Origin of the sequence: Serratia sp. CY33525 (genome assembly GCF_052169115.1) — a bacterium.
Classification (GTDB): domain Bacteria; phylum Pseudomonadota; class Gammaproteobacteria; order Enterobacterales; family Enterobacteriaceae; genus Serratia; species Serratia sarumanii.
Window position 1 is genome coordinate 1 of sequence record NZ_JBJNLK010000011.1, and the last position, 23,952, is coordinate 23,952.

A 23,952-nucleotide genomic window follows, 5' to 3' on the forward strand; every position below is an offset into this window, starting at 1 on the left:
TACAAGTACGTGGGGCTGAACGGCGCCATCGTGGGCATGACCACCTTCGGTGAGTCGGCGCCGGCGGAGCAGCTGTTCGCCGAGTTCGGCTTCACCGTGGACAACGTGGTGGCCAAGGCACAGGCGCTGCTGAAGTAAGCGGCCTGGCGCCAGCCAATAAGAAAGCCGGTCATCGTGACCGGCTTTTTTTATGCCATCACCCGATGGATCTGCAAATACTGCAGCAGCATGATGGTCTTGCCGTCTTTAATGCGGCCGTCGGCGATCATCGCCACCGCTTCGCTGAACGGCAGTTCGATCACTTCAATATCTTCATCTTCAATGCCGCCGCCGGCCGCGCGCCGCTCATCGTCATGGTATTCGGCGATAAAGAAGTGCACGATCTCGGTCACGCCGCCCGGCGACATGTAGGCTTCGAAGATTTTCTTGACCTCGCCCACCTGAAAACCGGTCTCTTCCACCGCTTCGCGGCGCGCGCACTGCTCCGGAGAATCGGCGTCCAGCAGGCCGGCACAGGCCTCGAGCAGCATGCCGCTCTCGTTGCCGTTGACATAGGTCGGCATGCGGAACTGGTTGGTCAGCACCACCGTGCCCTTGGCGCGGTTGTACAGCAAAATGGTGGCGCCGTTGCCGCGATCGTAGACCTCGCGCATCTGTTGCACCGAACCGCCGTTTTTGCGTTTCAGATCGAACGTATACTTATGCAGCACATACCAGTTGTCCGACAGCAGCTCTTTCTTCACATTCTCAATTTTCGACGACATGACCCTTTTTCCTTGAGTTGCAACCTGAAGATCATACCGCGATTACGCCGCGCCGCGGCAGACGATTTGCAACAAAACATCATCGGTCCCGGCGGCGGCCCGACCTGAAATCATCTTAAAGTAAGCACATCTAAGTAGCGGAAACCCTGAAAAAAAACCATAAGGGATAGCGCCACATCATCCTAATAACACGCGCCTATTTTATTTTTCAACGCCTCTTTAGGGAAAACCAACGTGAAACTGACTCATCGCTGCTTGTTACCATTAAGCCTTTTATTGATGGCCAGCGCCGGCGCTCAGGCGGCGGACTGCGCCAACGTGCCGGAATGGGCGGCTAAAACCTACGCCATCAAAGGCACGCAGGTCATAAAGGACAATACGCTGTTCGCCAATAAATGGTGGGCAGAAAAACACCATATCCCCGGCGTAGCCGGTTGGGTCGGCGAACCCTGGCAAAACCTCGGCCAGTGTGCCGCCCAGGAGACTCCCTGGTGGCAAGCCTATGCCGAGCAGGAGGGATTCAACGATGCGTTGCGTTACATCGGCACCAGCCTGGATGCGCTGAATCAGGACGCCGAACAGGCGCTGGCGGACTCGCAAGATGCCCGCACGCCGCTGTATTGGCTCAAACGCACCATGCAGATGTACCCGTCAGACACGCCAAATGTCTACCGGCTGCCGATCGTTCACGCCGCCAGTTGGTACAACTCCTTGTATGGCAGCATGGCGCGCGGAATTTTCTTCTACACCCGCACGCTGGGGAATCAGGGCGACAGCGTCACGATAAAGGCCGGAACTATTCCGGCAGGCAGCTCATGTTTTGCGGCGACCAGCGCCCGTTTCGATAACGTTGACAACATCTACTCGAACAAACGAAAGCTTGATGCCAACAAGGAGACCACTTATACCTTCGCGCAAACCGGCGTACTGGCCTTAGGCTGCAGCCATCCGCAAAAACAGCAAAACGGCGAATTTGTCCGGTTAGAGGTGAGCGGCGGTGGCGACAGCAACCTGCACATTCTCGGTCAGAATACGCAAGGCGACTGGGAGCAACAGAAGGCCGGCGCCGGCATCCTGGGCGGCGCCGTGTTGTATGACGGTAAATCCAATCACTTCGTACCGAAGAAAATCACCGACAAAACGCAGGAGATCATCAATAAATCGCTGGGGGAAAGCCTCAGCATCGCCGCGCTGTATGAAGCGGTGAACGGCATGGACGGCACCCACGAGATGTTCACGGCATCACAGGGTTCCCTGTTCCTCAACTACAGCAAATGCTGCAGCGCCGAATACCGCGAGGGCGCGGTCAACGTCGGTTTCTTCGCCGACAAGACCACCCGCGCCAACGCCGCCCACTGGGGACTCTGGCACGAACTGGGGCATGAGAACGAACCGCAGTGGGAATACAACGTATTCCCCGAAGTGCAGGTCAACCGTTATTCGGTACTGGCTTGCCGCCTGTTGTCGGAACGCAACGATTTCGACTATGGCCCAACCTGCAAACTGGGCGCCGACAAGGAGTGGGATCGGGATGCGGTGCGTAAGTTCCTCGCATCAGAAGTGCGCTATGACGAATTCCCGAAGAAGCAGCATGATGTCGCGCTGGGGTTTTTTACCCATCTGTTGCACGCTTATGATGAATCCTTCTTCCCGCGGATTAATCAGGAACGGCTGAAGCAGACTTTCGCGGCGCCGGGTAACACCATGCAGGATAAATATAAATACGTTTTCGGCACGCCGCAGAAGGTCATCGACTTCAGCGTGGTCGTCTACAGCCGGGAGGCGGGGCAGGATCTGCGCGAGTACTTCACCCGCTGGGGGCTGCGCTTCAGCGACCACGCAGCGAAGCAGGTGGCCGCGATGAATCTGCCGACGCCCTGAAGCGCGGCAATAAAGCGCCCCCAGAAACAGGGGGCCTTCTGCCTGATTTCATCCGCGCTAAAGGCAAATCTTCAGAGAAAACCGGCCCGCCGCTGAACATCGGCGGGCATTTCGCTATTCATTTGATTACACAACGACAATTGTTCCCGTTTTGTTGACAACTTGATACAAATCGCGGTGCAATTTAGTTGCAAAAGTTATAGTTTTGCTTTCGAATGAAACTGGCGAAGCGCCTCACCTGAGAGAAAAGGATTCCGTGATTGCTTGTTAAACGTTCCGTGACCGGCAGCTTGGCCAGAGCGCTGTTCGGCATCGTGATACTGTCGGTGCTCGCCACCGGGTTGGCGTTGACGACCGTCGCCGGCAGCCAGAGCGATGCCGAGGCGATCAACATTGCCGGTTCGCTGCGCATGCAAAGCTACCGCTTGGCCTTCGATCTCGAGCGGCAGAGCCCGGAGCTGGAGCTGCACCTGCAGCAGTATCGGCAATCGTTGCAGGCGCCCGCGTTGCAAAAGCTGGCGCGCTTTTACGTCCCGGCCGAGGTGCGCAACCACTATCTGGCGCTGCAACGAACATGGCAAACGATGGAGCGGCAGATCCGCGACGGGCAGGAGGCCGCCTACCGGGCTGAGGTCGCCGGCTACGTCAACCGCGTCGATCATTTCGTTTCCGCTCTGCAGCGTTATTCCGAGTTGAAACTCACCCTGGTGGCCGCCGTCAGCGTACTGGGCTACGCCGCCATCATCGGTCTGGTGCTGTTCTGCATCCGCTTTATGCGCCGCCAGGTGGTCACGCCGCTGCAGCATCTGGTCGACGCCAGCCAGCGCGTGCAACAGCGCGACTTTCGCCATCCGCAGCTGGACGTGGCGCTGCCGAACGAGCTCGGCGTGCTGTCGCAAACCTTCAGCGCCATGTCTGACGAGCTGGCCCGCCTCTATCAGTCGCTGGAACTGAAAGTGCAGGAAAAGACCCAGCGCCTGCAGCAGGCCAACGACACGCTGGAGGTGCTCTATCGCTGCTCGCAGGCGCTGAGCGTGCGTCAGATCGATCAGCAGGCGTTCGAAAATGCGCTGCGCATCGTGCGCCAAAGCGAACGACTGCGCTGCATCCGGTTGAACGTGGCGGACGATCATGGCCAGTGGCAACTGAACGAAGGAGAGCCGGCGCCGGCGCAAACCTGGAGCACGCTGCCGATCACCCAAGGCGATAAACTGCTGGGCGAGTTGCGATGGCAGCCCGAAGCACAGCCGCCGCATCCTCACCTGATGCAGAGCCTGGCCAACATGCTGGGGCGCGGCGTCTACTTCAACCGGGCGCAAAAGCAGCACCAATATCTGCTGTTGATGGAAGAGCGTGGAACCATCGCACGCGAGCTGCACGATTCGCTGGCGCAGACGCTGTCGTTCCTGCGCATCCAGCTGACGCTGCTCCGGCGCGCCGCCGACGATCCGGCGGCGCAGGCGATTATCGACGATTTCGAGCGCACGCTGGCCGATGCCTATCGCCAGCTGAGAGAATTGCTGGCCACCTTCCGCCTCAACATTCAGGAGGCGGACCTGAATGCCGCGCTGGAGCAACTGTTGCAGCCATTAAAGGCGCTAACCCCCGCGCGGATTCAGTTACACTGTCGGCTGCCCTCGCAGGCGCTCAACGCCCAGCAGCAGGTGCACGCGCTGCAGATCGTGCGCGAGGCGGTGCTCAATGCCGTCAAGCACGCCGGAGCGAACGAGATCGCGGTATGTTGCGAGGTCAACGCCGCAGGCGACAACGTATTCAGCATTACCGACGACGGTTGCGGCATCGCCAGTCTGGAAGAACCGGAAGGGCATTACGGCTTGACCATCATGAGCGAACGCGCGGCGCGACTGGGAGGAACGCTGCGCATCCGGCGCAGAAGCGGCGGCGGCACGGCGGTCTGCCTGACATTCTCGCCCTGACCTTGCGGCTGTTCACTCTGCGTTACGGTTGCCGCCGGCCTGAAGGCCGCCCGGAGAGGTTTGCGGTGCAGAATGCCGCTATTTTTGAAGAGACAGTCCCACTGTGAAGCACGCCTCCGGGCGCGTTTGAGTGGCTTTACTTGCTACAGGGAGCATATTTCATGGTGATGAAGCAATACCGAGTCATGATCGTTGACGATCATCCGTTGATGCGGCGCGGCATCAAACAACTGCTGGGACTGGATGCGCGATTTGGCGTGGTGGCAGAGGCCGGCAACGGCAGCGAGGCGGTTGCGCTGGCGCTGCAGCACGCTCCGGACGTGATCTTGTTGGATCTGAACATGAAGGGCATGTCGGGGCTGGATACGCTGCGGGCCCTGCGCGACGAAGGCGTGGACGCGCGCATCATCGTGCTGACGGTCTCCGACGCGCGCAGCGATCTGTATGCGCTGATCGACGCTGGCGCCGACGGCTATCTGCTGAAAGACAGCGAACCCGAACAACTGCTGGAACACATCAGCGCCGCCGCCGAGGGCCAGAACGTGATCAGCGACGCCATGGCCGACTATTTGCTGGCGCGCAGCGAGCAGCGCGACCCCTTCGCCGCCTTGACCGAACGCGAACTGGACGTCCTGCAAGAGGTGGCGCGCGGCCTGTCCAACAAGCAGGTGGCGGCGCAGTTGCATATCTCTGAAGAAACCGTGAAGGTGCACATCCGCAACATACTGCGCAAGCTGGACGTGCGTTCTCGCGTGGCGGCGACGGTGATGTACCTGGAGTACAAAAGCCACTGATCGCCCCGCCCGCCGGGGCCGCTTACTCGATGGCGCTGAGCAGCGCCTGATGATGCTGGTGCACCCAGCTCTTGTTGAACGGCCCCCAGCTTTCCAACTGATAGAAACCGTCGTTGTTGCGCACGCCCTGCTGCACGAACTGCAGCTCGACGCCCATGCCGGGCAGCGCCTTCAGCACATCCTGCAACGTACGGCGCGGCCAGCCGGTCAGCGCCATCAACCGCGGCACATTGGGCCGCTCACTGTGGCTGATCAGCCAGCATAAATAAAGCCGACGGGCAAATACCGGGTTAATTCCCATGCCAAGCTCCTGCTGTAAGGTGAGGCCAGTTTTTACTTTTCGATTCCCTGCGGCGAAAAAATGCGCAAGGCCTTTGATAGTAATAAAAATGTCTTAATAGCGTACAATTACCGACGCCGATACGCCCGCGCCGTTTTCCGCTACCGTTATTTACACTATCTCCTTTTTTTCTCCACGCTTTCCTCGGCTATCCCGAGTAAAGTGCAATAGCGCCGGAATCCTTCCCTGCCGCTGAAATGCATATTTCCGATGCGTTTTAAAGATAGAACAAGTCATAACGAGGTTCGCGCTGCATGGCCAATTTTTTTATTGATCGCCCGATTTTCGCCTGGGTGCTGGCAATTATTCTTTGCCTGACCGGGGCGTTGGCGATTTTTTCTTTACCGGTAGAACAATACCCGAATTTGGCGCCGCCGAACGTGCGCATCAGCGCAACTTACCCAGGTGCTTCGGCGCAAACGCTGGAAAACACCGTTACCCAAATCATTGAACAGAATATGACCGGCCTCGACAACATGATGTACATGTCGTCGCAGAGCACCAATACCGGCCAGGCGACCGTGACGTTGACGTTCGAAGCCGGCACCGATCCCAACGAGGCGATGCAGCAGGTGCAAAACCAGCTGCAGGCCGCGATCAAACGCCTGCCGCAGGCGGTGCAAAATCAGGGGGTGACGGTCTCGAAATCCGGCGACACCACGCTGATGATGGTGGCGTTCGTCTCCACCGATGGCAGCATGGACAGGCAGGACATCGCCGATTACATCGTCTCCAACCTGCAGGATCCGCTCAGCCGCATCAACGGGGTCGGCAGCATGGACGTGTATGGCTCGCAATACGCCATGCGCATCTGGCTCGATCCCAACAAGCTCAACAGCTACCAGTTGACCACCCAGGATGTGGTCAGCGCCATTCAGTCGCAGAACGCCCAGGTCGCGGTCGGCCAGTTGGGCGGCACGCCATCGGTCGATAAGCAGGCGCTGAACGCCACCATTAACGCCCAGTCGCAGCTCCAGACGCCGGAACAGTTCCGCCAAATCACCCTGCGGGTCAATCAGGACGGTTCGCTGGTGACGCTGGGCAACGTCGCCACCGTCGAACTGGGCGGCGAGAACTACAACTACCTCAGCCGCTACAACGGCATGCAGGCCGCGGGCATGAACATCAAGCTGGCCTCCGGCGCCAACGAACTGCAGACCGACCAGTTGGTGAAAGACAAGATCGCCGAGCTGTCGCAATACTTCCCGCACGGGCTGGAGGCCAAAGTGGCCTATGAAACCACCCCCTTCGTCAAAGCCTCGATCAAGGACGTGGTGAAAACGCTGCTGGAAGCCATCCTGCTGGTGTTCCTGGTGATGTATCTGTTCCTGCAGAACTTCCGCGCCACGCTGATCCCCACCATCGCCGTGCCGGTGGTGCTGCTGGGCACCTTCGCCATCCTTTCCGCCTGCGGCTTCAGCATCAATACCCTTACCATGTTCGCCATGGTGCTGGCGATCGGCCTGCTGGTGGACGACGCCATCGTGGTGGTGGAAAACGTCGAACGCGTGATGAGCGAAGAAGGCCTGCCGCCGCGTGAAGCCACGCGCAAATCCATGGGGCAAATTCAGAGCGCGCTGGTCGGCATCGCCCTGGTGCTGTCAGCGGTGTTCGTGCCGATGGCGTTCTTCGGCGGCACCACCGGCGCCATCTATCGCCAGTTCTCCATCACCATCGTTTCCGCCATGGTGTTGTCGGTGCTGGTGGCGATGATCCTGACCCCGGCCCTGTGCGCCACGCTGCTCAAACCGATCGCCAAGGGGCACCATCACGGCAAGCGCGGCTTCTTCGGCTGGTTCAACCGCATGTTCAACCGCAACGCCGAACGCTATGAGCGCGGCGTGGGGCGCATTCTGCACGCCAGCGGCCGCTACATGGTGATTTATCTGCTGTTGCTCGGCGGCATGGCGCTGCTGTTCATCAAGCTGCCGACCTCGTTCCTGCCGCAGGAAGACCGCGGCATCTTCACCGTACAGGTACAGCTGCCGGCGGGCTCGACCCTGCAGCAAACCTCTAAAGTGGTGGAAAAGGTCGAGCAGTATTTCCTCACCGAAGAGAAACAGGACGTGTTGTCGGTGTTCGCCATCATCGGCTCCGGGCCGGGGGGCAACGGCCAAAACGTGGCGCGTCTGTTCGTTCGGCTGAAAGACTGGGATCTGCGCACCTCGGGCGCCAACAGCTCGTTCGACATCATCGATCGCGCCACGCTGGCATTCAACAAGATTAACGAAGCGCGGGTGATCGCCAGCAGCCCGCCGGCGATCACCGGCCTCGGCAACTCCTCCGGCTTCGACATGGAACTGGAAGATCACGCCGGGTTGGGGCACGCCAAACTGATGGCGGCTCGCGACCAACTGTTACAGCTGGCGGCGCAAAATCCGCTGCTGTCGCGCGTGCGCCACAACGGCCTGGACGACAGCCCGCAGCTGCAGATCGATATCGATCAGCGCAAGGCGCAGGCGCTGGGCGTATCTATCGACGACATCAACAATACCCTCTCCACCGCCTGGGGTTCGACCTACGTCAACGACTTCGTCGATCGCGGCCGGGTGAAGAGAGTTTACGTGCAGGCCGCCGCGCCGTTCCGCATGCTGCCGGAAGACATCAACAAATGGTATGTGCGCAACAGCGCGGGCGGCATGGTGCCGTTCTCGGCCTTCGCCAGTTCACACTGGGAATACGGCTCGCCGCGGCTGGAACGCTATAACGGCAACTCGGCGCTGGAAATCGTCGGCGAGGCGGCCAACGGCGTCAGCACCGGCACCGCCATGGCGGAAATGGAAAAACTGGTCAGCCAGTTACCGACCGGCTTCGGGCTGGAATGGACGGCGCTCTCCTACCAGGAACGCTTGTCCGGCTCGCAGGCGCCGGCGCTGTACGCCATCTCGCTGCTGGTGGTGTTCCTGTGCCTGGCGGCGCTGTATGAAAGCTGGTCGATACCGTTCTCGGTGATGCTGGTGGTGCCGCTGGGGGTGATCGGCGCGGTCGCCGCCACCTGGCTGCGCGGCCTGGAGAACGACGTTTATTTCCAGGTCGGCCTGTTGACCATCATTGGGCTGTCGGCGAAAAACGCCATTCTGATCGTCGAATTCGCCAACGAGCTGAACCACAAAGGGCAGGATCTGATGTCCGCGACGCTCGACGCATCACGCATGCGTCTGCGGCCGATCCTGATGACTTCGCTGGCGTTCATCTTCGGCGTGCTGCCGATGGCCACCAGCAGCGGCGCCGGTTCCGGCAGCCAGCATGCGGTCGGCACCGGGGTGATGGGCGGCATGATCTCCGCCACCCTGCTGGCGATTTTCTTCGTGCCGCTGTTCTTCGTGCTGGTGCGCCGCCGCTTCCCGGGCAAAGCGCATCCGGCAGGCAATACGACGGCCGCCGGGGAGTGATAGCCTGGGCATAAAAAAAGCAGCGTCGGGTTACCGATGCTGCTTTATTTCGAACGATAATCTCGTTCCCAAGGTGTTTCAGTGACTTTCCAATGACTCAACCTTGCCATCTGCTTCAACGCTGTGTCAGTTGCCCAACATCTCATCAATGAAGTCTTTCCAGTTTCCTAATTCACGATCAACCATAATACTTTACAACCTCAATTATTTGACGAAGCGGATTCTACGCCTGTTTTTTGACCATGTGAAGGGAAACGGGAACGATGCCAGGCCCGGAAACCGGGCTTAGCGCACATTTTCGTATTTATCTGATCAATACTCAGTGCTGCTATTCCCTTGTGATATCAATTTCTCCGCGGTAGCGTGTAAAAGGTATAAAAATACGACAATGGAGCGCCGACATCCGCGGGTATCAGCACGCCATTCGGCACTATGCCGCCGACCTCAGTCTTATTGGTTAGAGGAAAACGATGGAAATTATCACCGACCGGAACCGCCGCGCCATCGACTGGCAGCGGCTGTGCGAGTTGCTGGAGGCCGCCGGGCTGGGCAAGCGCGATCCGCACACCCTGCGGCGCGTTTACCAACACAGCCAGTTTTGCTATTGGGGGTTTATCGGCGACGAGCTGATCGCCACCGCGCACGCCATCAGCGACCTGACCTCGGTCGCCTACCTGGCCGACGTGGCGATCGATCCGCGCTTTCAGGGGCAAGGGCTGGGGCGCCGGTTGATGGATCGGGTGATGCAAGATTTGGCGCCGCTCGGCAAGATTTTCATCTATTCCGTGCCGGAAAAACTGACCTTCTATAAAAAGTACGGCTTTCACGATTTGACCACCGGCATGGTGTATGCGGACGGCGCCTCACTGCAACGGTTGCAAAACGGCGGTTATATCCGCTGATCATCTTGATCAAAATACTTTTCTCAGCAGAATACAGCTGACGATCTGCTTGAGACAGATAAAATGCTTAGCCAAAACGCCCCAGAAAAAACACACACTCTCTTTTAACTTTTTATTTTCACTATTATTCACCTCTGCAACCATGAATGAGAAAACGTTTGAACTTCCTGTCAGAGATATTTCTTAGTCATTAGACCTCTTACAAAGATATCACGAACCAAAAGATCGGTAAAAACGATCGAATATTAATTTACGATAGGAATGATCTATGATATTTCCTTTTAATTATCCTTGATTGATAGCTGACATCTATTTAAAAATCTCTACCCCTCTTGCGGCAATTTTAACTTAAATTATTTATCATTTAATTATCAATAAGTTATTAAGAAATCCAACTAAACCAGCGGTATAGTTAAATGATGAGATTCATCATCGGAAATAATTCAACATTTAATTATTTCGATTATTTCTATTTTTATACTTTAAGATAACCGTCGCCACCGGGAATAAAAAATAAAGGATTATAATAATATGAAGATCGATATTTTCAGCGAATGTACCTATACCATTATCGGTATCAGACAACTGATAAATCAAACATGGTCAGAAAAAAACACGCCAGCCGACTTTAACCGCAGAAGGGTCTGCTTTATCGATGTCACCCTCGCCAATTTTGAAGCGCGTTACCGCGATGAATATGCCAACCCCAAAACCTACAAAATAGTCATTATTACCGACTGCCCGCATGAGATGGTGATTGTCGACAATAAGACCATTATATTATCAAACCTTATATCTTTAAGCCGTTTCAGCCACCTGATCGGCGATTTATATACGCGCTACAGTCACTATACCGAGCCGCCGCAGCTCTCCCGGCGCGAGTCCCTTTTCCTGTCGGAGTGGTCGACGGGAAAATCGCTGACCGATATCAGCAACGCTATGAATATAAGAAACAAAACCGCCAATCATTACAAATCGAGAATCATGAAAAAGCTTGGCGCCAGCAGAATAAAACCGCTGTTGCATATTACCCGCGTACGGTGTTTAACCGATCGTTTAAATATAAAAATTAATAAAGAATAGTTCCTCTGAGCCCAGATCCGCATTGGCGGCTGAACGCGTTCGCCGACGTCTTTTACAAGCACCGTCGGCGAAGTCTGCCGTTCAACCACATTGCCAACTTCTCTCCCTGGTGCTCAATCGCATCTCGCGCGCATCGTTGTCTGGATCTCGCCGCCGCTTTACTGGCATTATCTCTGCTATCGCCGGGCGGCGAGAAGGCCTAAGACCGCGCCCGCCGCCCAGTATCGACTCGACGAGACAGGTAGCTTTACGCCATGGCAAACAAACCGCAACAGACAACGCTGACGATGTACGGCATCAAAAACTGCGACACCATCAAGAAAGCCCGCCGCTGGCTGGAAGATCAGGGCGTGGCCTATCATTTTCACGACTACCGCGCCGACGGCCTGACCGAACAGCAGCTGCGCGGTTTCGTCGCGCAACTGGGTTGGGAGCCGCTGCTCAATACCCGCGGCACCACCTGGCGCAAGCTGGATGAAGCGCAGCGCAACGCCTGCGATAACGCCGACGCCGCCATCGCGCTGATGCTGGCGCAGCCGGCAATCATTAAACGCCCGCTGCTGGACGACGGCAACGGCCGCGCCCTGCTCGGTTTTAACGCCGACACTTACCAGCAATTTATCGCCGAGGTCGCCGTATGACTTGCCCGGTTATCGAACTGGCCCAGCAGCTGATCAAGCGCCCTTCCCTCAGCCCGAATGACGAAGGCTGTCAGCAACTGATGATCGATCGTCTGCAGGCGATCGGCTTCACCGTCGAAGCGATGGACTTCGAAGACACCCAGAATTTCTGGGCCTGGCGCGGCGAAGGGCAAACCCTGGCGTTTGCCGGGCACACCGACGTGGTGCCGACCGGCGATGAAAAGCGTTGGGACAACCCGCCGTTTGAACCGGCGATCCGCGACGGCATGCTGTATGGCCGCGGCGCGGCGGACATGAAAGGTTCATTGGCCGCAATGGTGGTGGCCGCCGAGCGATTTGTCGCCGCTAACCCGGATCACCGGGGCCGCCTGGCATTTCTGATCACCTCGGATGAAGAGGCCAGCGCCACCCACGGCACGGTTAAGGTGGTCGAAGCGCTGATGGCGCGCAACGAGAGGCTGGATTACTGCCTGGTCGGCGAGCCGTCCAGCACCGAGCGCGTCGGCGACGTGGTGAAAAACGGCCGACGCGGCTCCATCACCGCCAACCTGCATATCCACGGCGTACAGGGGCACGTCGCCTATCCGCACCTGGCGGACAACCCGGTGCACCGCGCCATGCCGGCGCTGAATGAACTGGTGGCGATCGAATGGGATCGCGGCAACGAGTTCTTCCCGCCGACCAGCATGCAGATCGCCAACGTGCAGGCCGGCACCGGCAGCAACAACGTGATCCCGGGCGATCTTTACGTGCAGTTCAACTTCCGTTTCAGCACCGAGCTGACCGACGCGATGATCAAGCAGCGCGTGGAAGAGCTGCTGGAACGCCACCAGCTGAACTACAGCATCGAGTGGCGGCTGTCCGGCCAACCGTTCCTCACCTCGCGCGGCGCGCTGGTGGATGCGGTGGTCAACGCCGTCGAGCACTATTCTGAACTGACGCCGCAGTTGCTGACCACCGGCGGCACCTCCGACGGCCGCTTTATCGCGCAGATGGGCGCGCAGGTGGTGGAGCTGGGGCCGGTCAACGCCACCATCCACAAGGTCAACGAATGCGTCAACGCCGCGGATCTGCAGCTGCTGAGCCGCATGTATCAACGCATCATGGAGCAATTGGTCGCATGATCAACGCAGAGATGCTCACCGGCCGCTCAACCGAACACCTGGCGCCGCTGAGCGGGAACCATCGGCTGCAGCCGCAGGCGGTCAACGCCTTCCTGGCGATGCAGCAAGCGGCGCATGAGGCGGGATTCGATCTCCAGCCCGCCAGCACCTTCCGCGATTTCGACCGGCAGTTGGCGATTTGGAATGGCAAATTCTGCGGCCAGCGGCCAGTATTAGATAAGGACAGCCGCCCGATCGACGTCGCGCCTCTGCCCGCCGCCGAGCGCTGTGAGGCAATCCTGCGCTGGTCGGCCCTGCCGGGCGCCAGCCGCCATCACTGGGGCAGCGATCTGGATGTGTACGATCCGTCGCTGCTGCCGGAAGGGAAAAAGCTGCAGCTGGAGCCGTGGGAATATGAAGAAGGCGGTTACTTTGCGCCGCTCAACCAGTGGCTGACGGCGCATATGGCCGAGTTCGGTTTCTACCGCCCCTTTACCGAAGACAGCGGTGGCGTGGCGGTAGAGCCGTGGCATCTGAGCTACCGGCCGCTGGCGCAAGAAGCCGAGCATTTGCTGACCCCGGCGCTGTTGCTGGCGGCCTGGCAAGACAAGGAGGTCGCCGGTGCCGAATGGCTCGAACGCCATCTGCCCTCGATTTTTTCGCGTTTTATACGCAGTGAAGTAAAGGAGTAGCTATGCAATGGTTAGCTGATTACTGGTGGATTATCCTGCTGGTTCTGGTGGGAATGGTCGTCAGCGGCATCAAGGAACTGCGCCGCGTCGACGTGAAAAGCTATCTGGCCAACAAGCCGGAGATACCGCCGCACCGCGACAATAATGCCCAGTGGGATGACGAAGACGACTGGCCGAAAAAGAAATGACACCAGGGCGCTTATCGGCGCCCTGAGTTTTTAGCGAAAGGCGATCAGCTCGCCGCGCTTGCCGGACAATGCCTCGTCCCAGTAGCGCTGCGGCACATAATAATGCAGCCTTTCCAGCGCGGCGTTCATCATGCCCTGGTTGATCGCGTGCCCGACGTTTTCCTCAACGTCCAGCGTGAAATCGGCGCCGCCGGCCCGAAGCGCTTCCGCCGCCGCGTGAGCGTGTTGCACCGCGATCACCGCGTCCTCTGCACCGTGGATCAAATGCACCACGCTGTCGCCGAAAGCCTGCTCAGGCAGCTGGGCGAAACGCCCGCTGAACGCCACCACGCGCCCGGCCAGCCGGGTTTCCGCTTTCAACGCTTCCAGCGCCATAATGGCCCCTTGCGAGAACCCCACCAGCGCCGTGCCGGCATAGCCCACGCCGCTCAGTTGCTGCCAATGGCGCACCACCGCCACAAACTGCGGCATCACGTCTGCAATACGGACCGCGCGGTTCTCTTCGGTCACGTCCTGCACCGAAAACCACTGGCGCCCGGCGCTGTTGCCAAACGCTTCGGGGCCACCGATGCTCACCACCTGCGCCTGAGGAAACTCTTTGGCGAAGTAGCTGCCGATCTCCCCCATCGCCACCGGGTTATCGCCGACACCGTGAAACAGCAAGATCAGCTGCGCCGCCGGGGTCGCCGGGCTTTGGACAACGAAATGCTCATGTTTCATCGATGACTCCTTAATAGTAACCAAACCTGGTGCGAGGACAGTCGCCGCCGCACCGCTGACAGTGACTATACGCCGTTGAGAAAGCGGGAAAATCGGGTTTTATTGAGCGAGTTGTTCAATTTATTGCAACGACTGCGCCCAGTCGCGCCAGTAGCGGCAGTGCTGCGCATTCAGCTGTTCCAGCGCCTGCGCCGTTTCATGCCGCCAGTGGCGCAGCAAGGCTTTCTGGCCGCTGACGCCCGCCTGCTCCGCGCAGGCTGCCGGGGATTGCCGCCGCTGCAGATGGCCGCGCAGCGCGGGCAGCGGCAGATTGCTGGCCAACAGCAAACGCTGCAATGCCCCCAGGCTGGCCTCCAGCGGCCGGTGGGCGAAAGCGAACCCGGCCAGCTCACGCCAGTCCTCTTCGCCGAGCGACGTATCGCCGTCGTCGCCCGGGATCGCCAGCGCGAGCTCGATGCGCTGCCGCAGCCAGGGCCAGTCGCGCGCCAGATGCTTGTGCGCCGCGTGTCGCAGCGCCTCCCCTTGCTCGCTCAAGGGCAAAATAGCCATCGCGGTATAGCAGCCGCTGCTGGCCTCCGGTTTGCTGCCGATGCGCACCAGCTCGAAACCGCAGGATTGCCAAAAACGCCACAGCGGCTCGGTATAGCCGAAGCTGACCGACAGGAAATCCAGCCCCTGCGCCTGGCGGCGTTGCCGTTCGATCAGCTGACGCGCGATACCCTGCCGCCGCAGCGCCGGCAGCGTCGCGATGCGGGTAATGCGCCTTGAACGCAGCGTCGGCGCCCACCATTGGCCGCCGTGCGCCGCCAGCGACTGCGCCACCAGGTTGCCGCGCGGCCGACGGCGGCCGGCCCACACATCGTGCGCCAACTCGGCGCTCAAGCCGCCTTCGTCCACCAGCCACACGGCGCCGACCACCTCTGGCCCGGCCTGCGCCAGCCCGTAATGCATGCCGGGCGCATCCATCAGCCTGCGCAAGTCCAGCGGCGAGGTGCGGTAATGCGCGCTGCTCAGCAGGGCGTAGAAACGCGCCAGCCGCTGCGGATCGGCGCACAGCTCACGCTGCTCTGCCTGGCTGTAATCGATCGCCTGGCCATCCGCCGGCCAGGCGGGCAGCTCATTGAACAACAGCGCATTGTCCGTGACCCGTTCCAGCGCATCGCCCTGTGCCCAGCGCATCGGCTGTTGCAGGCTCAACGCCTGATAAGACGGCAGCCCGGCGCAAAACTTCAGCAGAAAACCGCGGCCGGTGCCCTCATACCCCTGCACCGTAGTGGTCAGCAGCACGCGCGGGAAATAACCGATCAGCTGCTGCAACAGCGGCGCGGGGATCGCCGCCGCTTCATCCACCAGCAGCCAGCCCACGGCGCTGACGTCCCCCTCCCGACACTGCGCCAGCAAGGCATCGGGCGCCCAAAACTGCGCGCGCCCCTGCGCCCATTCCCCGGCCACCTCCGTGGCGGCGCGGCTCGGCCCGGTGATCCAACAGGTCAGCGGCGACTGCGCCACCAGCATGCCGGCCAGCGTCGATTTGCCGCGGCCGCGGGCGGCGGTCAGCACCCACACGCCGGATTCGGCCTGCAGCAGCGCCGTCAAGATCGCCTGTTGCTCCCCGGTCGGCCGGCCATCCGGCGGCAGCCAACCCTCGCGCGCCGGCAGCGCGGCCAGCGTCAGAGGCTCATCCTGCCGCCAGATCGTCACTTCTCGGTCGTCTGCCAGGTGCTGCTGCAGATGGTGAATGAAATGCGGGGTGGTGATCGGCTGTGGGCAATCGCTCCAGCGCAGGCTGTCGCCGTCCGGCAGCTGAGACCATTGCCGCCAGGGCGGCGTCAGCAGCAGCAGCCAGCTGCCGGCGCGCAGTGCGCCGCACAGCGCCGCCAACGCCTCCACGTCCAGCGATTGGCCGGCGTCGAACACCGCGTGCAGCCGTTCCTGCCCCAGCAGTTGGCGCACCGCGCCGCTCGCCAACGCCGTCAGGCCGGGCGGCGGGTTTTCCCCCACCCACGGCCAGTCGCCCGGCAGCGTCGCCGCCAGCCGCTGCGCCTGTTCGCGGCACCAGCCGGGCTCACCGCTGAGCACCAGCAGGCGCCGGATGCCCTGCCGCCGCATGAGTTGTTGCGCTGCCTGTAGCATAAGGCTGTATCTCAATCCGAAAAAAATGCCGGAGTCAGGCTCCGGCACTTGAGGCGTTAACGGGATGCAAAGGTGTTGCAGGTATTGGGATCGCCGCTGTCGAAGCCCTGTTTAAACCAGGTGTAGCGCTGCTGCGAGGTGCCGTGAGTGAAGCTGTCCGGCACAACGCGGCCCTGACTCTGCTGCTGCAACCGATCGTCGCCAATCGCCTGCGCGGCGTTCAGCGCCGCCTGCAGATCGCCCTCTTCCAGCATCTGCTGCTTCTCGGCGTATTTGCCCCACACGCCGGCGAAACAGTCCGCCTGCAGCTCCATTTTCACCGACAGACGGTTCACTTCCGCCTGGCTGGCGCCCTGCTGCATCTGGCGCACCTTGGGCTCGATACCCAACAGGTTCTGCACGTGGTGGCCGACTTCGTGCGCCACCACATAGGCCTGAGCGAAATCACCGCCGGCGCCCAGCTTGGTTTTCATGTCCTGATAGAAAGACAGATCGATATACACCGTTCTGTCACCCGGGCAGTAGAACGGCCCCATTGCCGCCTGACCGGTGCCGCAGCTGGTGCGCGTCACGCCGCGATACATCACCAGCTTCGGCGGTTGATAGGTTTTGCCCATGCGCTGGAAAATCTCTTTCCAGTTGTCCTCGGTCGAGGCCAGCACCACCGAGGTGAATTTGGCCAGCTCATCATCTTTCGGACTGATGTTGGCGCTCTGTTGTTGCCCCTGCGGCGCAACGTTACCGCCGTTCAATAGCGGCGACAGATCGATGCCGTAATAGCCGGCCACCAGCACCACCACCAGAATGACGATGCCGCCCTTGCCGCGCACCGGCACGCGGAAGCCGCCGCCGCCCAAACCTGAAGATTGCCCGCGACGATCCTCAACATTGTCACTTTCCCGACGCCCTTGCCAACGCATAAATATACTCCAGATATTTCCCCTGTTCGTTGAAGTTGCGCCGCGATGGTAAGCGCAAAGGCAGCTTCAAGCCTGAGTGGGATAGGTTTTAGTCATCTCGCATCCATTATTATAAATGGTCTGCCGCAGAGGAAATGTAGAAATTTTCTGGAAAAACGCAGAATAGCGGGACGATCCGGCCGGATCGCCCCGAATGGCGGTGCCGACGCTTAGTCGAGCTTCACGCCGATGCGGCGCGCCACTTCTTCATAGGCTTCGATCAGGCCGCCCAGGCTTTGACGGAAACGGTCTTTGTCCATCTTGTCCAGGGTGTTTTTGTCCCACAGGCGGCTGCCGTCCGGCGAGAACTCATCGCCCAGCACCACTTCGCCGTTGAACAGGCCGAACTCCAGCTTGAAGTCGACCAGGATCAGGCCGGCGTCGTCGAACAGCTGGGTCAACACGTCGTTGGCGCGGTAGCTCAGCTCACGCATGCGCGCCAGATGCGCTTTGTTCACCCAGCCGAAGGTTTCGCAGTAGGATTCGTTGACCATCGGATCGTGCATGGCATCGTTTTTCAGGAACAGATCAAACAGCGGCGGGTTCAGCACCAGGCCTTCTTCGATGCCCAGACGCTTCACCAGCGAACCGGCGGCGCGGTTGCGGATCACGCATTCCACCGGCACCATGTCCAGCTTTTTCACCAGCACTTCGTTGTCGGACAGCAGACGCTCCATCTGGGTCGGGATGCCGGCTTCTTCCAGTTTGCTCATGATGAAATGGTTGAACTTGTTGTTCACCATGCCTTTGCGATCGAACTGCTCAATGCGCTGACCATCCAGTGCTGACGTATCGTTGCGGAACTCCAACACCAACAGATCGGGATTCTCGGTGGTGTAAACGGTTTTTGCCTTTCCGCGATACAGCTCAGCTAGCTTTTGCATCTTACTTACTCCAGTGATGTATCCCCGATGTCTCCCGAGCGCGGCCCGAAATTAGGGGGTATAGAATTGACCTAATGAATTCTTTGGCGTGCCGGGCACTATTGTGCCAAACCTGCGACGCAAACGATACCGTATAGACAAAACAAAAAGGGGCCGCAGCCCCTTTTCGATTAGTTAACGCTGGTTTTACTGAAGGCAGACTGGAATGCCGCCACCAGTGCGTCGTTTTTCGACTGGGTCAGCGGTTTGCCTTTCGGATCGATGAATTGCAGGCTGGTGCGGTTGTTGAGATCGCCGACCTGCAGCTTGTAATCCCCTTCCGCCAGTTCAGGATCCTTGACGCCCAACGCATCCCAATCGCTGCTGCTCAGGGACTTGTAGGTCACGGCGACGGTGCCCTGCGGACGGCTGCGGTCACCCACTTTCATCCCCAGTTTTTCGAGCGCCGGCGGCAGGCGATCCCACACCACGGTGTACGGGCCGCGCACCACCAGCATCGGCAGGCCGGTGTCATCGGCGCCGCTCTGCACGTCCAGCGCGCCGAAGCGGCTGGCGGTCTGGCTGCTCGCCAGGTTGTCCTGCTTGTCCAGGCCTTCGATCAGGGTGTTGATCATCATGCCGTTGTAGCGCTGGATTTCAGACTGATCGGTCACCTGTTCGGTCTTGCCCTGCTGCTGCAGGCCAACGCTTTTCACTACCAGCGCCTGCTGGTAGCCCTGTTGCTGCACGCTGATCTGATAACGGCCTTCGTACTGGTTGTCTTCGTCCAGACGGTTCCACTTCACCCAGTCGGTGGTCAGGGTCTGACCGGCGTCCTGGCGCGAAGCGATCGCGATGTTCTTCGCCTGCAGCAGGCTGACCACGCGCGACCACAGGTTCTGGTTCTGCGGGCTGTTTTCCAGCAGCAGCGTGCCGCTGTCGCCGGCGTATTGCGCGCGAGAACCGCTCAGCAGCGCCAACGGCTGCACCGGCGGACGAATGTCCAACTGCTTGCCGACGTTGCCTTGCAGCGTCGTGGCGGGAACGTCATAGTTGCCGCTCTGCACCGGCAGGATCATGCCGGACGGCGCGTTCAGCGCCTTGAGCGGAGCCGCGTCGAGGTAGGCCTCGTCGCCGCTGACCTGGCGCTTGTAGCGCTGATCGCTGCTGCAGGCCGCCAGCATCATCACCAAAGAGATGCCCACTACTTTTGCTACCGTCGACTTTTGCAATGAATAAGCCATCAAATTTCCCTTAGAGTTACAGCAAACCGACGCTTTTCAGCGCGCGCTCCACCACCGGGCGGGCGGCTTCGCTCAACGGCGTCATCGGCAGACGCAGCGTATCGGTTGCCATCAATCCCAACGCCTTACAGGCCCACTTCACCGGAATTGGGTTTGCTTCTACAAATAGATCCTGATGCAACGGCATCAAGCGCTGATTTAAGCGGCGCGCCTGCGCAAACTTGCCCTGCGCCGCCAGCGCGCAAAGTTCCGCCATCTCGCGCGCGGCCACGTTGGCCGTCACGGAAATCACCCCTTTGCCGCCCAGTTGCATGAAGTCCAGCCCGCTGGCGTCGTCGCCGCTCAGCAAAATGAAGTCTTCATCGTCAACCAGCACTTGGATCTGACTAACGCGACTTAAGTTCCCCGTCGCTTCTTTTACAGCAACAATATTCTTGATTTTCGCCAGCCGAGCGATGGTCGGCGGCAGCATGTCGCAGCCGGTGCGCGAAGGCACGTTGTACAGGATCTGCGGCAGCTCGGTGCTCTCGGCAATCGCCTTGAAGTGCTGATACAGCCCTTCCTGCGTCGGCTTATTGTAGTACGGCGTCACCGTCAGGCAGCCCACCACGCCGGTGTTGGCGAAGCGGGTGGTGAGCGCGATGGCTTCGGCGGTGGCGTTGGCGCCGGTGCCGGCGATCACCGGAATGCGGCCGTCAGCCAGCTCCAGCGTCTGCAGCACCACGTCAACGTGCTCGTCATGGGCAAGCGTTGCGGACTCGCCGGTGGTCCCTACGGAAACGATCGCCGCGGTGCCACTGGCTACATGATAATCGATCAATTTTTTCAGGCTCGCGCGATCGACAGCACCTTTGTCGTCCATCGGCGTCACCAGTGCAACAATACTTCCCGTAAACATTGGCCGTCCCCTCCACAAACAAGTCACTCATGGTACTTTTGCTGCCTATCCAAAAGCAAGCGCACAACCGCGTTGTAAGCGCTTGGCAGGCGGTTTTTTTTATGTTTACCATGGTAACCCCATTAAGCACGACAGGAAGCGCTATTTTGCCTCAGTCAGACGAACACTATCTCGTGATTACCGCGCTCGGCGCCGACCGCCCCGGAATCGTCAATACCATCACCCGCCACGTCAGCAGTTGCGGATGCAATATCGAAGATAGCCGTCTGGCCATGCTGGGAGAGGAGTTCACGTTCATCATGCTGCTGTCCGGCAGCTGGAACGCCATCACCCTGATCGAATCCACCCTGCCGCAAAAAGGCGCGGAGCTGGATCTGCTGATCGTGATGAAACGCACAAACTCGCACGAAAGGCCGCCGATGCCGGCCACGGTGTGGGTGCAGGTGGAAGTGAAGGACTCGCCGCACATCATCGAACGCTTTACCGATCTGTTCGACTCCAGCCAGATGAATATCGCCGAACTGGTCTCGCGCACGCAGCCGGCGGACGGCGACCTGCCGCCGCAGCTGTATATCCAAATCACCGCCCACAGCTCCGGCGATCGGGACGCCTCAAATATTGAGCAAGCCTTCCATCGCCTATGTACAGAATTGAACGCGCAAGGCAGTATTAGCGTGGTGAACTATCCACAGCATGACGAGAAAGATGGAGAGTAGTGATGAGCCCATTGAAAGCCGGTGACACAGCGCCGAAATTTAGTTTGCCTGACCAGGACGGTGAGGAAATTAATTTGGCCGACTTCCAGGGACAGCGAGTTTTGGTTTACTTCTATCCGAAGGCGATGACGCCGGGCTGCACCGTGCAAGCCTGCGGCCTGCGGGACAACATGGACGAATTGAAAAAGGCCGGCGTCGAAGTGCTGGGCATCAGCACCGACAAACCGGAAAAACTGTCGCGCTTCGCCGAAAAGGAGCTGCTCAACTTCACGCTGTTGTCTGATGAAGATCATCAGGTGTCGCAACAGTTTGGCGTGTGGGGCGAGAAAACCTTCATGGGCAAGACCTACGACGGTATTCACCGCATCAGTTTCCTGATCGATGGCAAAGGCAAGATTGAAAAAGTGTTTGATGATTTCAAAACCACCAATCACCACGACATCGTTTTGAACTACCTGCAGCAGTAAATCTCACGAAGCGCAGCGGCCTGCTGCGCTTCGTTATTCCCTCTCAGCCGGCCTCGTCTTCCACCTCGACCCGCAGTTCATCCGGCCAGGCGTGAATCACCGCCTTCACCAGCGTCGCCAGCGGAATGGCGAAAAACACCCCCCAAAAGCCCCACATCCCGCCGAACACGATCACAGAAAGGATAATCACCAGCGGATGCAGGTTGACCGCTTCGGAGAACAGGATCGGCACCAGCAGGTTGCCGTCCAGCCCCTGCACCACCAGATAGGCGACGATCAGCGTCCAGAAATCGGCGCCGACGCCCCACTGGAACAGCGCCACCACCACCACCGGTATGGTGACCAGCACCGCGCCGATGTAGGGGATCAGCACCGAGAAGCCCACCAGCACCGCCAGCAGCAGCGAGTAGCGCATGTCCAGCACGGCGAACACCAGGTAGGTCGCCACGCCGACAATCACCATCTCCAGCACCTTGCCACGAATGTAGTTGGTGATCTGCTGATTCATCTCGTTCCAGACCTGCCCCGCCAGGCCGCGATTGCGCGGCAGCACGCGGCGCACCGCGTTCAGCAGCTGCTCTTTGTCTTTCAGCAGGAAGAACATCATCATCGGCACCAGGATCAGGTAGATAGCCAACGTCAGCAGGCCGACCAGCGACGCCAGCGAGAATTTCACCACCGACTCGCCCATGCCGGACAGCCGGCTGCGCAGGTTTTCCGCCATCATGTCGATGATGCCGGCATCCACCAGCGCCGGGTAACGCTTCGGCAGCGTCGCGGCGAAGTTATAGAACTGGTTGAGCATGCCCGGCAGATCGCTCATCAGATTGATGCCCTGTTGCCAGGCGGTTGGCGCGACGACGAACACCAGCAGCATGGCGACGCCCGCGAACACCAGCAGCATGATGCTCGCCGCCCAGGTGCGCGAACAGCCGATGCGCTGCAGGCGCGCGGTCGGCCACTCCAGCAGATAGGCCAGCACGATGGCGACCAGCAACGGGGTCAGAATGCCGTGCAAAAAATAGAGAATGAGGAAGCCGGCAACCAGGATCACCAGCAGCGCGATAGCCTGCGGATCGGTGAAGCGGCGGCGGTACCACTGTAATAACATCTCCAGCATCAGAGCGGGCTCCTCGAGGTTTGACGGGCGGGCATGGCGATTCCTGTGATGGGCGTGATTAAAGCATAGATAGAACGGGCGCACGCGAGGTATGCAAAGCACTCAGAGTACTCAAAGTTCGCCATACATCAACCGCAATTTGGCTGATTTTATCGCGTTGGCAGGCGATCGGCGCAAAAATCCGCAGACGCGGCGACAGGCGCGGTGAGCGGCCCCGAACGGGGCCGCGGAAGATTACAGCGAGGTACCGATAGAAAGGGGCGAACCGACCGCCAATGCGAACAACAGCACACAGCCAATCGCGATCGCCGCCGCCAAATCATTTTTCATTTTCCCATCCCCTGATGCTTAAACTGATTATCGTCACGAACTCTGTCGGTTCTTGCGTTGCGGCCTTTTCTGATGCACGTCATTAAAAACCCCCGCCGCAGCGGGGGAGAAAACGTTCTGGTGCATCAAGTGTTACAAGGAGGTCATGAGGGATTGCTAACCCTAAATGACTATTTCAAGCTAGGATTATTCCCAGAGCATGGCAAGCGATCGCGTCGAGGTTATCCGCACTTTGAGATAAACCTCATAAAAAAATCCCGCACGGCAGCGGGATGAAGGGATGATAACGTCATGAATTTTTTATGCGGACAATGAGGCGGTATTGTCGTCATTTGGCGACAATACCGCGCCGGCACGGCGGTCACAAGGGAAATTTGGCCACGGTGAGGAAATCAGAATTTCGCCACTGCACGCGATCGTGCGCCCGCCAGCATCAACGAAAAAATGAGATTTTCGTCAGACAGCCGCCGGGCAAAAACCGGTAGCATGGCCGATATCATCCCAAACGCAGTAGGGGAAAAAAGATGAACAGCAAACCGTGTGAATTTGATGAAGCCATCTGTCTGGCGATCGGGCGTGGCGTTTGCGAAGTCGTGAAGATAGGGGATGAAATCAGCGTTTTCTCCCTGCTGGAAGCCATCGAGAGCTTCATCGAACGGCAGGCGCTCAGCGAAAGCGAAATCGCGGCGGCGGACGACGCGCTGGATCTGATCAGCGTGCTCACCCATCGGTCATAGTGAAAAACGATCCCCCGGTGACGAAGAAACCGACGGCCCATCACATGT

24 protein-coding genes are annotated in these 23,952 nt (G+C 59.3%); 14 read left to right on the forward strand and 10 right to left on the reverse strand.

The features are described from left to right. Positions 1–138: transketolase-like TK C-terminal-containing protein (locus ACJ8IM_RS21435; protein WP_412034317.1), on the forward strand; the 138-nt coding region annotated here is incomplete at its 5' end. 50 nt (positions 139–188) lie between these two features. Here ACJ8IM_RS21435 and nudK read toward each other — a convergent pair. Next, positions 189–764 carry a GDP-mannose pyrophosphatase NudK gene (gene nudK, locus ACJ8IM_RS21440; protein ID WP_033635486.1) on the reverse strand — a complete coding sequence of 192 codons (576 nt, stop codon included), beginning with the start codon at positions 762–764 and terminating at the stop codon, positions 189–191. 234 nt (positions 765–998) lie between these two features. Here nudK and ACJ8IM_RS21445 point away from each other — a divergent pair, with 234 nt between their 5' ends. The 3 genes from ACJ8IM_RS21445 to ACJ8IM_RS21455 all read left to right on the forward strand — a co-directional run bounded on the left by ACJ8IM_RS21445 (position 999) and on the right by ACJ8IM_RS21455 (position 5,376). After that, positions 999–2,645 (forward strand): M60 family metallopeptidase, encoded by a 1,647-nt coding sequence (locus tag ACJ8IM_RS21445; protein WP_125460803.1) that lies wholly within the window; start codon positions 999–1,001, stop codon positions 2,643–2,645. Positions 2,646–2,905: 260 nt separating this feature from the next. Beyond that, on the forward strand, positions 2,906–4,582 hold the full coding sequence (narQ, locus tag ACJ8IM_RS21450) for a nitrate/nitrite two-component system sensor histidine kinase NarQ (RefSeq protein WP_033654594.1): 1,677 nt from the start codon (positions 2,906–2,908) through the stop codon (positions 4,580–4,582). Positions 4,583–4,743: 161 nt separating this feature from the next. Beyond that, the gene (locus ACJ8IM_RS21455) at positions 4,744–5,376 is read left to right on the forward strand and encodes a response regulator (protein ID WP_033635488.1); all 633 of its coding nucleotides are present in this window, start codon (positions 4,744–4,746) and stop codon (positions 5,374–5,376) included. 22 nt (positions 5,377–5,398) lie between these two features. On the opposite strand, the gene ACJ8IM_RS21460 is transcribed toward ACJ8IM_RS21455, so the two are convergent. Then, entirely contained in the window at positions 5,399–5,677 is a 279-nt protein-coding gene (locus ACJ8IM_RS21460) for a winged helix-turn-helix domain-containing protein (protein ID WP_004941750.1), read from the reverse strand. Between the two features lie 293 nt (positions 5,678–5,970). Here ACJ8IM_RS21460 and acrD point away from each other — a divergent pair, with 293 nt between their 5' ends. Next, positions 5,971–9,108: a multidrug efflux RND transporter permease AcrD gene (gene acrD / locus ACJ8IM_RS21465; protein WP_033635489.1), complete on the forward strand. Its 3,138-nt coding sequence runs from the start codon at positions 5,971–5,973 to the stop codon at positions 9,106–9,108. A gap of 126 nt (positions 9,109–9,234) precedes the next feature. Here the strand turns inward: acrD and ypfM are convergent, their stop codons facing one another. Then, entirely contained in the window at positions 9,235–9,294 is a 60-nt protein-coding gene (gene ypfM, locus ACJ8IM_RS21470; RefSeq protein WP_100396732.1) for a protein YpfM, read from the reverse strand. Between the two features lie 284 nt (positions 9,295–9,578). Here ypfM and ACJ8IM_RS21475 point away from each other — a divergent pair, with 284 nt between their 5' ends. The 6 genes from ACJ8IM_RS21475 (at position 9,579) to ACJ8IM_RS21500 (ending at position 13,717) form a co-directional block, all read left to right on the forward strand. Continuing rightward, positions 9,579–10,010: a GNAT family N-acetyltransferase gene (locus ACJ8IM_RS21475; protein WP_033654593.1), complete on the forward strand. Its 432-nt coding sequence runs from the start codon at positions 9,579–9,581 to the stop codon at positions 10,008–10,010. A gap of 531 nt (positions 10,011–10,541) precedes the next feature. Further along, on the forward strand, positions 10,542–11,093 hold the full coding sequence (locus ACJ8IM_RS21480) for a LuxR C-terminal-related transcriptional regulator (protein WP_033648805.1): 552 nt from the start codon (positions 10,542–10,544) through the stop codon (positions 11,091–11,093). Positions 11,094–11,347: 254 nt separating this feature from the next. Next, the gene (locus ACJ8IM_RS21485) at positions 11,348–11,734 is read left to right on the forward strand and encodes an ArsC family reductase (RefSeq protein WP_033654592.1); all 387 of its coding nucleotides are present in this window, start codon (positions 11,348–11,350) and stop codon (positions 11,732–11,734) included. Beyond that, on the forward strand, positions 11,731–12,858 hold the full coding sequence (dapE, locus tag ACJ8IM_RS21490) for a succinyl-diaminopimelate desuccinylase (RefSeq protein ID WP_033648807.1): 1,128 nt from the start codon (positions 11,731–11,733) through the stop codon (positions 12,856–12,858). The genes ACJ8IM_RS21485 and dapE overlap by 4 nt, the downstream gene beginning before the upstream one ends. After that, positions 12,855–13,529: a M15 family metallopeptidase gene (locus tag ACJ8IM_RS21495; protein WP_033654591.1), complete on the forward strand. Its 675-nt coding sequence runs from the start codon at positions 12,855–12,857 to the stop codon at positions 13,527–13,529. The genes dapE and ACJ8IM_RS21495 overlap by 4 nt, the downstream gene beginning before the upstream one ends. 2 nt (positions 13,530–13,531) lie before the next feature. After that, positions 13,532–13,717 carry a YpfN family protein gene (locus ACJ8IM_RS21500; RefSeq protein WP_004941720.1) on the forward strand — a complete coding sequence of 62 codons (186 nt, stop codon included), beginning with the start codon at positions 13,532–13,534 and terminating at the stop codon, positions 13,715–13,717. Positions 13,718–13,747: 30 nt separating this feature from the next. On the opposite strand, the gene ypfH is transcribed toward ACJ8IM_RS21500, so the two are convergent. The 6 genes from ypfH to dapA all read right to left on the reverse strand — a co-directional run bounded on the left by ypfH (position 13,748) and on the right by dapA (position 20,534). Then, positions 13,748–14,437, reverse strand: coding sequence for an esterase (ypfH, locus tag ACJ8IM_RS21505; RefSeq protein WP_033654590.1), 690 nt, complete (start codon positions 14,435–14,437; stop codon positions 13,748–13,750). A 120-nt stretch (positions 14,438–14,557) separates the two neighbouring features. Then, positions 14,558–16,570: a tRNA(Met) cytidine acetyltransferase TmcA gene (locus ACJ8IM_RS21510; protein WP_033654589.1), complete on the reverse strand. Its 2,013-nt coding sequence runs from the start codon at positions 16,568–16,570 to the stop codon at positions 14,558–14,560. Positions 16,571–16,626: 56 nt separating this feature from the next. Further along, positions 16,627–17,490 (reverse strand): KPN_02809 family neutral zinc metallopeptidase, encoded by an 864-nt coding sequence (ypfJ, locus tag ACJ8IM_RS21515; RefSeq protein WP_033635497.1) that lies wholly within the window; start codon positions 17,488–17,490, stop codon positions 16,627–16,629. 209 nt (positions 17,491–17,699) lie between these two features. Then, positions 17,700–18,413, reverse strand: a complete 714-nt coding sequence (purC, locus tag ACJ8IM_RS21520; RefSeq protein ID WP_033654588.1) for a phosphoribosylaminoimidazolesuccinocarboxamide synthase — start codon at positions 18,411–18,413, stop codon at positions 17,700–17,702. Between the two features lie 170 nt (positions 18,414–18,583). Then, a complete protein-coding gene (gene bamC / locus ACJ8IM_RS21525) occupies positions 18,584–19,636 on the reverse strand; it encodes an outer membrane protein assembly factor BamC (RefSeq protein WP_033648812.1) in 1,053 nt (350 codons plus the stop codon). 16 nt (positions 19,637–19,652) lie between these two features. Continuing rightward, the gene (gene dapA / locus ACJ8IM_RS21530) at positions 19,653–20,534 is read right to left on the reverse strand and encodes a 4-hydroxy-tetrahydrodipicolinate synthase (protein ID WP_033635499.1); all 882 of its coding nucleotides are present in this window, start codon (positions 20,532–20,534) and stop codon (positions 19,653–19,655) included. A gap of 110 nt (positions 20,535–20,644) precedes the next feature. On the opposite strand from dapA, the gene ACJ8IM_RS21535 reads away from it, so the two are divergent. Both ACJ8IM_RS21535 and bcp read left to right on the forward strand, forming a co-directional pair. Further along, positions 20,645–21,250 (forward strand): glycine cleavage system transcriptional repressor, encoded by a 606-nt coding sequence (locus tag ACJ8IM_RS21535; protein WP_369783268.1) that lies wholly within the window; start codon positions 20,645–20,647, stop codon positions 21,248–21,250. Positions 21,251–21,252: 2 nt separating this feature from the next. Next, entirely contained in the window at positions 21,253–21,717 is a 465-nt protein-coding gene (bcp, locus tag ACJ8IM_RS21540) for a thioredoxin-dependent thiol peroxidase (RefSeq protein ID WP_033654587.1), read from the forward strand. Between the two features lie 43 nt (positions 21,718–21,760). On the opposite strand, the gene ACJ8IM_RS21545 is transcribed toward bcp, so the two are convergent. Continuing rightward, complete coding sequence (locus ACJ8IM_RS21545; protein ID WP_033635501.1) at positions 21,761–22,837, reverse strand: AI-2E family transporter; 1,077 nt, start codon at positions 22,835–22,837, stop codon at positions 21,761–21,763. A gap of 854 nt (positions 22,838–23,691) precedes the next feature. Here ACJ8IM_RS21545 and ACJ8IM_RS21550 point away from each other — a divergent pair. Further along, complete coding sequence (locus ACJ8IM_RS21550) at positions 23,692–23,904, forward strand: hypothetical protein (RefSeq protein WP_033648813.1); 213 nt, start codon at positions 23,692–23,694, stop codon at positions 23,902–23,904. The last annotated feature ends 48 nt before the right edge of the window (positions 23,905–23,952 follow it).

Coding starts and splice junctions, on each gene's coding strand:
- ACJ8IM_RS21510 (WP_033654589.1), bottom strand. CDS start 16,570: ATGCTACAGGCAGCGCAACAACTCATGCGGCGGCAGGGCATCCGGCGC.
- ACJ8IM_RS21455 (WP_033635488.1), top strand. CDS start 4,744: ATGGTGATGAAGCAATACCGAGTCATGATCGTTGACGATCATCCGTTG.
- ACJ8IM_RS21485 (WP_033654592.1), top strand. CDS start 11,348: ATGGCAAACAAACCGCAACAGACAACGCTGACGATGTACGGCATCAAA.
- dapA (WP_033635499.1), bottom strand. CDS start 20,534: ATGTTTACGGGAAGTATTGTTGCACTGGTGACGCCGATGGACGACAAA.
- ACJ8IM_RS21550 (WP_033648813.1), top strand. CDS start 23,692: ATGAACAGCAAACCGTGTGAATTTGATGAAGCCATCTGTCTGGCGATC.
- ACJ8IM_RS21475 (WP_033654593.1), top strand. CDS start 9,579: ATGGAAATTATCACCGACCGGAACCGCCGCGCCATCGACTGGCAGCGG.
- bamC (WP_033648812.1), bottom strand. CDS start 19,636: ATGGCTTATTCATTGCAAAAGTCGACGGTAGCAAAAGTAGTGGGCATC.
- purC (WP_033654588.1), bottom strand. CDS start 18,413: ATGCAAAAGCTAGCTGAGCTGTATCGCGGAAAGGCAAAAACCGTTTAC.
- ACJ8IM_RS21535 (WP_369783268.1), top strand. CDS start 20,645: ATGGTAACCCCATTAAGCACGACAGGAAGCGCTATTTTGCCTCAGTCA.
- ACJ8IM_RS21495 (WP_033654591.1), top strand. CDS start 12,855: ATGATCAACGCAGAGATGCTCACCGGCCGCTCAACCGAACACCTGGCG.
- nudK (WP_033635486.1), bottom strand. CDS start 764: ATGTCGTCGAAAATTGAGAATGTGAAGAAAGAGCTGCTGTCGGACAAC.
- dapE (WP_033648807.1), top strand. CDS start 11,731: ATGACTTGCCCGGTTATCGAACTGGCCCAGCAGCTGATCAAGCGCCCT.
- bcp (WP_033654587.1), top strand. CDS start 21,253: ATGAGCCCATTGAAAGCCGGTGACACAGCGCCGAAATTTAGTTTGCCT.
- ypfH (WP_033654590.1), bottom strand. CDS start 14,437: ATGAAACATGAGCATTTCGTTGTCCAAAGCCCGGCGACCCCGGCGGCG.
- ACJ8IM_RS21545 (WP_033635501.1), bottom strand. CDS start 22,837: ATGCTGGAGATGTTATTACAGTGGTACCGCCGCCGCTTCACCGATCCG.
- ACJ8IM_RS21460 (WP_004941750.1), bottom strand. CDS start 5,677: ATGGGAATTAACCCGGTATTTGCCCGTCGGCTTTATTTATGCTGGCTG.
- ACJ8IM_RS21500 (WP_004941720.1), top strand. CDS start 13,532: ATGCAATGGTTAGCTGATTACTGGTGGATTATCCTGCTGGTTCTGGTG.
- acrD (WP_033635489.1), top strand. CDS start 5,971: ATGGCCAATTTTTTTATTGATCGCCCGATTTTCGCCTGGGTGCTGGCA.
- ypfJ (WP_033635497.1), bottom strand. CDS start 17,490: ATGCGTTGGCAAGGGCGTCGGGAAAGTGACAATGTTGAGGATCGTCGC.
- ACJ8IM_RS21480 (WP_033648805.1), top strand. CDS start 10,542: ATGAAGATCGATATTTTCAGCGAATGTACCTATACCATTATCGGTATC.